This is a genomic window from Streptomyces sp. NPDC059874, assembly GCF_042731135.1.
Lineage (GTDB): Bacteria > Actinomycetota > Actinomycetes > Streptomycetales > Streptomycetaceae > Streptomyces.
The window spans coordinates 1-8,539 of record NZ_JBHWJY010000082.1; the positions used below are offsets into that span (position 1 = coordinate 1).

At 72.0% G+C, this 8,539-nt stretch carries 6 protein-coding genes; 4 read left to right on the plus strand and 2 right to left on the minus strand.

Translation table 11 applies throughout. The annotated features are described in order from the left end of the window. From ACFV9H_RS33260 to ptsP, 3 genes are all read left to right on the plus strand, one after another. The coding region (locus tag ACFV9H_RS33260; protein WP_385405714.1) for a hypothetical protein at positions 1 to 251 on the plus strand (251 nt) is incomplete at its 5' end. Between the two features lie 345 nt (positions 252 to 596). Beyond that, positions 597 to 1,046: a PTS glucose transporter subunit IIA gene (locus ACFV9H_RS33265; protein WP_385405716.1), complete on the plus strand. Its 450-nt coding sequence runs from the start codon at positions 597 to 599 to the stop codon at positions 1,044 to 1,046. 75 nt (positions 1,047 to 1,121) lie between these two features. Next, positions 1,122 to 2,792 carry a phosphoenolpyruvate--protein phosphotransferase gene (gene ptsP / locus ACFV9H_RS33270; protein WP_385405718.1) on the plus strand — a complete coding sequence of 557 codons (1,671 nt, stop codon included), beginning with the start codon at positions 1,122 to 1,124 and terminating at the stop codon, positions 2,790 to 2,792. Positions 2,793 to 2,880: 88 nt separating this feature from the next. Here the strand turns inward: ptsP and ACFV9H_RS33275 are convergent, their stop codons facing one another. Together ACFV9H_RS33275 and ACFV9H_RS33280 are read right to left on the minus strand one after the other, a co-directional pair. Further along, on the minus strand, positions 2,881 to 3,777 hold the full coding sequence (locus ACFV9H_RS33275) for a hypothetical protein (protein WP_385405722.1): 897 nt from the start codon (positions 3,775 to 3,777) through the stop codon (positions 2,881 to 2,883). Between the two features lie 84 nt (positions 3,778 to 3,861). Beyond that, positions 3,862 to 5,844, minus strand: a complete 1,983-nt coding sequence (locus ACFV9H_RS33280; protein ID WP_385405725.1) for an acetoacetate--CoA ligase — start codon at positions 5,842 to 5,844, stop codon at positions 3,862 to 3,864. A gap of 213 nt (positions 5,845 to 6,057) precedes the next feature. Between ACFV9H_RS33280 and ACFV9H_RS33285 the strand changes: the two genes are divergently transcribed. Continuing rightward, the gene (locus ACFV9H_RS33285) at positions 6,058 to 8,406 is read left to right on the plus strand and encodes a TIM-barrel domain-containing protein (RefSeq protein ID WP_385405727.1); all 2,349 of its coding nucleotides are present in this window, start codon (positions 6,058 to 6,060) and stop codon (positions 8,404 to 8,406) included. Positions 8,407 to 8,539 lie beyond the last annotated feature (133 nt).

Sequence of the window (8,539 nt, forward strand, 5' to 3'; positions counted from 1 at the left end):
ATCCACCGAAGTGGACGGGGTATCAACTTCTGGCGTTGATTTTTGGCACGCTGTTGAGTTCTCAAGGAACGGACGCTTCCTTCGTACTCACCCTCAGCAACACTGGCTGGGGCTTTCCTCCGGGCTTTCGTTCTGCTGTCTTGCGTTTCCGACTCTATCAGAGTCAGTCTCACTCGCTTTCCAGGTTCTTCGCTTTCGCGTTTTCCCTTTCCGGCGGTTCCGACTCTATCAGCGTTTTTCCGTCTCGCTGACCGATCACCGTTTTGCCGAAAACGGCATGCGGGGATTCAGGCAGAGATCAAGGTCGACACTGAAGGAGGAGGAGTCCCGTCCATCAGACGTTCGCGAGAAGTTCACACGAGGCGTCCTGGCGGGAGTCACGACAGTACAGGCCCGCTAGTGGCCAAGCAAATCGATTCAGGCGTATGGTCTAGTCCACCGGTCTAGTCCACTAGTCTCCAGGCCCAAGGACCAGCCCGGATCGGGACCAACATCGGGCGAACCCGAACATCCTCTGACATATCCTTCTGAAGAGTACGCCGTTCGCAACAGGTAGTGACGGCGACACGAAGAAGCCCCACCCCTGGGAGGCCCCCATGACCAGCGTGACGTCCCCACTTGCCGGGCGCGCCATCGGACTCGCGGCAGTGCCGGATCCGGTGTTCTCCGGCGCGATGGTGGGACCGGGCACCGCCATTGATCCCGTGCGCGAGCCTTCGGAGGCGGTGTCCCCCGTCGATGGTGTGGTCGTCTCCCTTCACCCGCACGCCTATGTAGTGGTCGACGGCGATGGCCACGGTGTACTCACGCACCTCGGGATCGACACCGTTCAGCTCAACGGCGAGGGCTTCGAGCTCCTCGTGAACAAGGGCGACACCGTTACCCGTGGTCAGGCCGTCATCCGTTGGAACCCGCAGGCCGTCGAGGAGGCCGGCAAGTCGCCGATCTGCCCGGTCGTGGCTCTGGAGGCGTCCGTCGAATCGCTTTCCGACGTGAACGAGGACGGGGACGTGAAGGCCGGAGACGCGCTCTTCAGCTGGAAGTGACCTGTCCGCCTGCAGAGGCGAGTCGGACATCCAACCGCGGCGGCTCGGCCCGCCGCTCAATCGGAGACGGGTGAAATGGAGACAACGCTGCGAGGCGTCGGCGTGAGCCACGGTGTGGCGATCGGCGAGGTTCGGCACATGGGTACGGCGGTCCTGGAACCGCCGGCCAAGCAGATCACGGCGGATGAGGCGGAGCGCGAACAGGGGCGCGCCCGCAAGGCCGTGAGTGCCGTGGCGGCCGACCTGATCGCGCGTGGCCAGCTGGCCGGTGGCGAGGCCCAGCACGTGCTCGAGGCCCAGGCGATGATCGCCGAGGACCCCGAGCTGATGGCGGACGTCGACCGGCGGATCGCCGTCGGCAGCACCGCCGAGCGAGGTGTGTACGACGCGTTCGCCGCCTACCGTGACCTGCTCGCGGGGGCCGGCGAGTACATGGCCGGCCGCGTGGCCGACCTGGACGACGTGCGCAACCGCATCGTGGCGCGGCTGCTCGGCGTGCCGATGCCGGGTGTTCCGGACAGCGACGAGCCCTACGTACTGATCGCGCGGGATCTTGCCCCCGCCGACACGGCTCTGCTGGACCCCACGCTGGTGCTCGGCTTCGTCACCGAGGAAGGCGGGCCGACCAGCCACAGCGCGATCCTCGCGCGGGCGCTGGGCGTGCCGGCGATCGTGGCGCTGCCCGGTGCCGGTGAGATCGCGGAGGGCACGGTCATCGCCGTGGACGGGAGCACCGGCGACCTGTTCGTCGAGCCGACCGCGGAGAAGCGCGCGGAGCTTGAGGCCGCGGCCGCGGAGCGCAAGGCGGCGCTGGCCGCCTCGTCCGGTCCGGGCGCGACCTCCGACGGTCACAAGGTGCCGCTGCTGGCGAACGTCGGCGGTCCGGCGGACGTGCCGGCGGCCGTGGAGGCCGGGGCCGAGGGTGTGGGCCTGTTCCGCACCGAGTTCCTCTTCCTGGACGACAGCAAGAAGGCGCCGTCCGAGGACAAGCAGATCGAGTCGTACCGGAAGGTTCTGGAGGCGTTCCCCGAGGGGCGTGTCGTCGTACGTGTCCTGGACGCGGGCGCCGACAAGCCGCTGGACTTCCTGACCCCGGCGGACGAGCCGAACCCGGCGCTGGGCGTGCGTGGTCTGCGCTCGCTCCTCGACCACCCGGACGTGCTGCGCACGCAGCTCACCGCGCTGGCCAAGGCTGCCGAGGGGCTGCCCGTCTACCTTGAGGTCATGGCCCCGATGGTCGCCGACCGTATCGACGCCAAGGCCTTCGCGGACGCTTGTCGCGAAGCGGGATTGAAGGCCAAGTTCGGCGCGATGGTGGAGATCCCCTCCGCCGCGCTGCGGGCGCGCTCGATCCTGCAGGAGGTCGAGTTCCTTTCGCTGGGGACGAACGACCTCGCGCAGTACGCCTTCGCCGCCGACCGTCAGGTGGGTGCCGTGTCGCGGCTGCAGGACCCGTGGCAGCCGGCGCTGCTCGACCTGATCGCGATGTCGGCCGAGGCCGCCAGGGCGGAGGGCAAGAGCTGCGGAGTCTGCGGTGAGGCCGCCTCCGACCCGCTGCTGGCTTGTGTGCTGACCGGTCTGGGTGTCACCTCCCTTTCCATGGGTGCCGCGTCGATTCCGTACGTGCGGGCGACGCTCGCCAAGTACACGCTCGCCCAGTGCGAGCGTGCCGCGGCCGCCGCTCGTGCGGCGGACAGTGCCGAAGAGGCCCGCGTGGCCGCGCAGGCGGTGCTCTCCGGCGAGTAGTCGGACACGCCGGTCGAACAATCGAGTGGTCGAGGGGCCTTCGCCGGTGGCGAGGGCCCCTCGGGTGTTTCCCGTCCCTCGGTCGGGGTCAGTGGTGGGGGCCCGGGGCGTCCACCTCGTAGCCCGGGCAGTACTCGACGCCCGGTTCGGGGGCGACGGGCTCACCGGTGTCGGCGTCCGTGCAGTAGGCGTTGAAGACGGCCGCCGCCGAGAGCGCGACGAGGCGGCCCCGGTCCAGGCGCCAGCCGTGGACCCGGTCCCGGTGGCCGTCGGCGGAGCTTCGCAGCACCAGTCCCCCGGGGCCGCCGAGGGCGAGCCCGGCGGCCAGGACCGTCACGAAGTCGAGGCCCTCGCGGCCCTCGATGCGGGGCGTGGCCTCCGGGTCGTCGGGAGCCTGGGCGTGGAGCACGGCGACGAGCTGCTCCGCCTCGGTCGGGATGCTGCACACGAAGTGGTGGCTGCCGGCGCCGGCGCCGGCCACGAGGCGTTTGACCGTGTCGCCGGCGCGGTCGAAGGATGCTGCGCCGATGTCCTCGCCGCAGTCCGCGCAGGCGCCGACTTCGGCGAGGAGCGTGGTGGCGTACTCCCAGGTGGCCTGCCGGACGGCCTCGTCGATGAGGAGCGGGACGAGTTCGTCGATGGGCTGGCCGGTGTAGGGCAGTCCGGCGCCGTGGCCGGCGAGTTCCGCGGTGAAGCGGGTGCGGGTCTCGGCGGTGTCCGGGTCGAGGCCGTGGTCGGCGCAGTATTCCGCGTACTCGTCGGGGTCGAAGAGGGTGACGGTGGTGTGGATGCCCTGGGCCGCTAGGGAGCGGAGCAGGGTCTCGACGTGGCGGAGGTAGTCCGCGTAGTCGTCGCGGTGGTCGAAGGTGAAGCTGCGGTAGCCGCTCATGGCCGCGAAGTCCCCGGAGTCGGCGAGGAGGCCGACGGTGCTGGGGGCTTCGCGGCGCAGGGCGCGGCGCCGGTGGGTGTCGTTCTTGCGTGGCATGGCCGGCTCCCCTGAGTGATGCGATCAATTGCTCACTCAGAGTAATCAGGGCCACTGACAGTGACCGCGGTTGTGGCTCCTGCCTCAGCCGCCGGTGCGGGTGCGGGCCAGCTCCTCGTAGAAGTGGAGGAGGTCGAGGTTGTCGACGGAGCCCGGGTTGACCGCCTTGGAAAGGGGCGCGCCCTGGAGGAGCCGCTTGACGGGGACCTCGATGCGCTTGCCGGTGAGGGTGTGCGGGATGCCCGGGACCTCGATGATCTCGTCGGGTACGTGCCGAGGGGAGAGCTCCTCGCGGATGGTCTGCTTGATGCGGGCACGGAGGGCGTCGTCGAGGGAGGCACCCGGGGCGAGGTGGACGAAGAGCGGCATCCAGTAGCCGCCGTTCGGCTCCTCAAGGCCGATGACCAGGGATTCCTTGATCTCGGGGAGACGCTCGACGGCCTCGTAGATGTCGGCCGAGCCCATGCGGACGCCCTGCCGGTTGAGGGTGGAGTCGGAGCGGCCGTGGATGACCACCGAGCCGTGGTCGGTGATGGTGATCCAGTCTCCGTGGCGCCAGACGCCCGGGAACATGTCGAAGTAGCTGTCGCGGTAGCGGCTGCCGTCGGGGTCGTTCCAGAAGTGGATCGGCATGGACGGCATGGGGTTGGTGACGACGAGTTCGCCGACCTCGCCGATGACCGGCTTGCCCGACGGGTCCCATGCCTGAAGGTCCGTACCCAGGCAGGCGGCCTGGAGCTCGCCGATGTGGACGGGGAGGGTGGGGACGGCGCCGGCGAAGCAGCTGCAGACGTCGGTGCCGCCGCTGACGGAGGCGATCCACAGGTCCTCGGCCACCTCGTCGTGGAGCCAGCGGAAGCCGTCGGGCGGGAGCGGGGAGCCGGTGGTGGCGACGCACTTGACCGCGGAGAGGTCGAAGTCGCGGGCCGGGTGGACCTCGGCCTTGCGGCAGGCCATCACGTAGGCGGCGGAGGTGCCGTACAGGGTGGCCCCGGTGCGCTCGGCGATCCGCCACTGGGCGCCGGTGTCGGGGTAGCCGGGGCTGCCGTCGTACAGGACGACCGTCGTGCCGGTGAGCAGGCCGGAGACGAGGAAGTTCCACATCATCCAGCCGGTGGAGGTGTACCAGAAGAACCGGTCCTCGGGGCCGAGGTCGCAGTGCAGGCCGAGCTGCTTGAGGTGTTCGAGGAGGATGCCGCCCTGGGACTGCACGATGGCCTTGGGGAGGCCCGTCGTGCCGGACGAGTAGAGGACCCAGAGGGGGTGGTCGAAGGGGACCGGCTCGAAGACGGGCTCGGTGGCGGCGGAGGTCAGGTCCGACCAGGTGAGGGCGCCGTCGGGGGCCGGCGTGCCGAGGAGCGGGATGTGCACGACGGCGCGCAGGGAGGGGAGCTCGGCGCGGAGCTCGGCGACGGTGTCGCGGCGGTCGTGCTCCTTGCCGCCGTAGCGGTAGCCGTCGACGGTGAACAGGACGACCGGTTCGACCTGCTGGAAGCGGTCGAGGACGCTGCGGGCGCCGAAGTCGGGGGCGCAGGAGGTCCAGACGCCGCCGACGGCGGCGGTGGCGAGGAGGGCCACGGCCGCCTCGGGGATGTTGGGGAGGTAGCCGCTGATCCGGTCGCCTGGGCGGACGCCGAGGGCGCGCAGTTCCGCGGCGAGGGAGCCGACCTGGCGGCGGAGCTCGGCCCAGGTGACGGGGACGGCCTCGTGGGTCTCGTCGACGTACAGCAGGGCGGCGTCGTCGGCGCGGGCCGGGTCCTCGGCGGCGCGCAGCGCGTGCTCGGCGTAGTTGAGGGTGGCGCCGGGGAACCAACGGGCGCCGGGCATGGAACGGTCCGCGAGCACGGATTCGTACGGGGTCGTGAAGCGGACGTCGAACCACTCGGCGACGGCCTGCCAGAAGGTGTCGAGCTCGTCGACGGACCAGCTGTGCAGGGCGGGGTAGCCGCCCTCGGCGGGGGCGCCGTGGCGCTCGGCGGCCCAGGCCTGGAAGGCGGTGATCCGGGCCGCGGCGATCCGGTCGGGGCCGGGGGCCCAGAGGGGTTCCGGCTGCGTGGCTGAGGTCATGGGTCGGCTCCCGGTCAAGTCTGCGGCTCGCGCTTGGTGTGCGTTGCGTACGGTGCCTGCGCGCGGGGGGTGGGTGCGCGTCGGCCCACAGGGACGATGCCACGTGATCGAGATCAGCACCAGGGCCGTCGGCTGCGGCGCGGTGCCCTTGACCGGGTGAACGGCAGTTGAACGCACCCCCTTGGGTCGGGGGCCGGTGGCAGGGTGAGCGGCATGAACGGTCGTGATCTGGTGCGTGCGGTGCAGGACATCGGTTCGGAGCGCGGAAGGCGTGCCTGGCTCTCGGCCTGGCGGCGCAGGCGCGCGGACGCGGTGGGCCTCCCGCGCCGGGGTGCGGAGCGGGCTCGGGTGCCCGGGTTGCTGACGGGTACGGAGCCGCTCCCGGGCGGGGGCGTACTGCGGTTCGCCCGCTCGGAGCTGGTCGTACGGGTCATGGTGGGCGGCGCGGTGTTCTGGGGCTGGGACGGGGCCGGGCCGACGCCCTCGTACGCGGTCGTGGGCAGCGGGCCGGAGCCCGATCCGCGGGCGGCGTTGGAGCCGGACACCGGGGGTGGCTGGCGGGTGGTGTCGGAGCGGGTGACGGTGGCCGTGTCCCGGCACGGGGCGGTCGAGGTCCGCACTCCGGGCGGGACGGTGCTGCGGCGCGAGTCGCCACCGCGGTGGTGGGAGCCGGTGGACCCCCGGATGGGCGGGGCGCGGTGGGTGCAGCGGAGCGAGGTACCGGCGGACGCGCGGTTCTTCGGGCTGGGCGGGCGGGCGACGGGGCCCCGGCTGCGGGACGGGACGTACCGGCTCTGGAACACGGATCCGAAGGGGGGCTTCGGGCCCGGGGTCGACCCGCTCTACCTGACGATGCCGGTGCAGCTGGTGGTGGCGGACGCGGGCACGCACCTGATGTTCCACGACAACTCCTGGGACGGGCGGGTGGTGCTGCGGGAGGGCGAGGAGGGCGCGGGTTCGGGGGTGGACCGTCCCGGGCTGAGCGAGCTGCGCATGGAGGGCGGTCCGCTGCGGAGCTGGGTGCTGATGGGGCCGCCGGCTCGGGTGGCGCAGGGCTGGTCGGGGCTGACGGGCGCCGCGGCGGTGCCGCCGGACTGGGCGCTGGGGTACCAGCACGCGCGGTGGGGGTTCGGGAGCGCGGCGGAGGTGCGGCGGGTGGTGTCGGGGTACGCGTCGCGCGGGCTGCCGTTGTCTGCCGTGCACCTGGACATCGACCACTACGACGGGCACCGGGTGTTCACGGTGGACGAGGAGCGCTTCCCGGATCTACCGGGATTGGCACGGGAGTTGGGCGAGCAGGGGGTACGGCTGGTCTCGATCGTGGACCCTGCGGTGAAGGCGGGCGACGCGGTGCACGCCTCCGGGCTGTCGGTGGGGACCGGGGGTGCGTTCGTACGGGACGCGCGGGGCCAGGAGGTACGCGGGGAGGTGTGGCCGGGCGAGTGCGCTTACCCGGACTTCACGGATCCCGCGGTGCGGGAGTGGTGGGGCGGGCTGTACGAGGAGAGGCTCGCGCGGGGTTTCGCGGGCTTCTGGCACGACATGAACGAGCCGGTGTCCTTTGCGCCGTTCGGGGACACCACGCTGCCGAGGTCGGCGCGGCACGCGATGGACGGCGCGGGCGGCGACCACCGGGAGGGGCACAACGTGTACGCGCTCGCGATGGCGCGGGCGGGCTGGGAGGGGCTGCTGCGGCTGCGGCCGGCCGAGCGGCCGTTCCTGTTCTCCCGGTCGGGGTGGGCGGGGATGCAGAGGTACGGGGGCACGTGGTCCGGTGACGTGGAGAGCAGCTGGGACGGACTGCGGGCGTCGCTGGCGCTGGTGTTGGGGTTGGGGCTGTGCGGGGTGCCGTACTCGGGGCCGGACGTCGGTGGCTTCGGCGGGTCGCCGTCCCCGGAGTTGTACGTGCGGTGGCTTCAACTGGGCGCGTACCTGCCTCTGTTCCGGACCCACTCGGCGATCTGGGCGGGGCGGCGGGAGCCGTGGGAGTTCGGGGCGGAGGTGGAGGAGCAGGCGCGGGCGCTGCTGGCCGAACGGGACCGGCTGCGGCCGTACTTCATGACGCTGGCCCACCTGGCGCGGCGGACGGGGGCGCCGTACGTGCGGCCGCTGTGGTGGGGGAACCCGGAGGACCGACGGCTGCGGCACTGCGAGGACGCGTTCCTGCTGGGCGACGCGCTGCTGGTTGCCCCGGTGCTGGAGTGCGGGGCGGACCGGCGGGCGGTGCGGTTGCCGAGGGGGCTCTGGTACGACACCGCGACGGGGGCGGCGCACGAAGGCCCGGGCCAGGTGCTGCTGGACGCCCCGCGGGGGCGGATCCCGGTGCTGGCGCGGGCGGGGGCGGTGATTCCGGTGCGGTGCGCCTCCGGCGACGGGGTGCGGCTGGAGGTGTGGGCACCGGCGCGGGGGCGGACGGGCGGCGGGGTGGTGATCCGGGACCCGGGGCCGGGGTTCGAGGCGGGGGAGGTCGAGCGGTACACCGTGCGGTGGGTCGGTGACGCGGTGGTGGTGGAGGACGAGGCGGGTGTCCCCGTGCGGGGGGTTCGGGTGCGGGGGGTCTAGCGGGAGGCCGCCGAGGGGGGCGGGTGCGGCTTCAGAACCGGGGCTCCGCCCCGAGCCCCGCGCCTCAAACGCCGGCGAGGCTGACATTGCCCACCCGGGTGAGTGGACGGGTACGGCCTCACGACCAGGGCTC

Bases quoted from the DNA above. Each gene is read 5' to 3' on its own strand.
- ACFV9H_RS33265 (WP_385405716.1), top strand. From the start codon at position 597: ATGACCAGCGTGACGTCCCCACTTGCCGGGCGCGCCATCGGACTCGCG.
- ptsP (WP_385405718.1), top strand. From the start codon at position 1,122: ATGGAGACAACGCTGCGAGGCGTCGGCGTGAGCCACGGTGTGGCGATC.
- ACFV9H_RS33275 (WP_385405722.1), bottom strand. From the start codon at position 3,777: ATGCCACGCAAGAACGACACCCACCGGCGCCGCGCCCTGCGCCGCGAA.
- ACFV9H_RS33280 (WP_385405725.1), bottom strand. From the start codon at position 5,844: ATGACCTCAGCCACGCAGCCGGAACCCCTCTGGGCCCCCGGCCCCGAC.
- ACFV9H_RS33285 (WP_385405727.1), top strand. From the start codon at position 6,058: ATGAACGGTCGTGATCTGGTGCGTGCGGTGCAGGACATCGGTTCGGAG.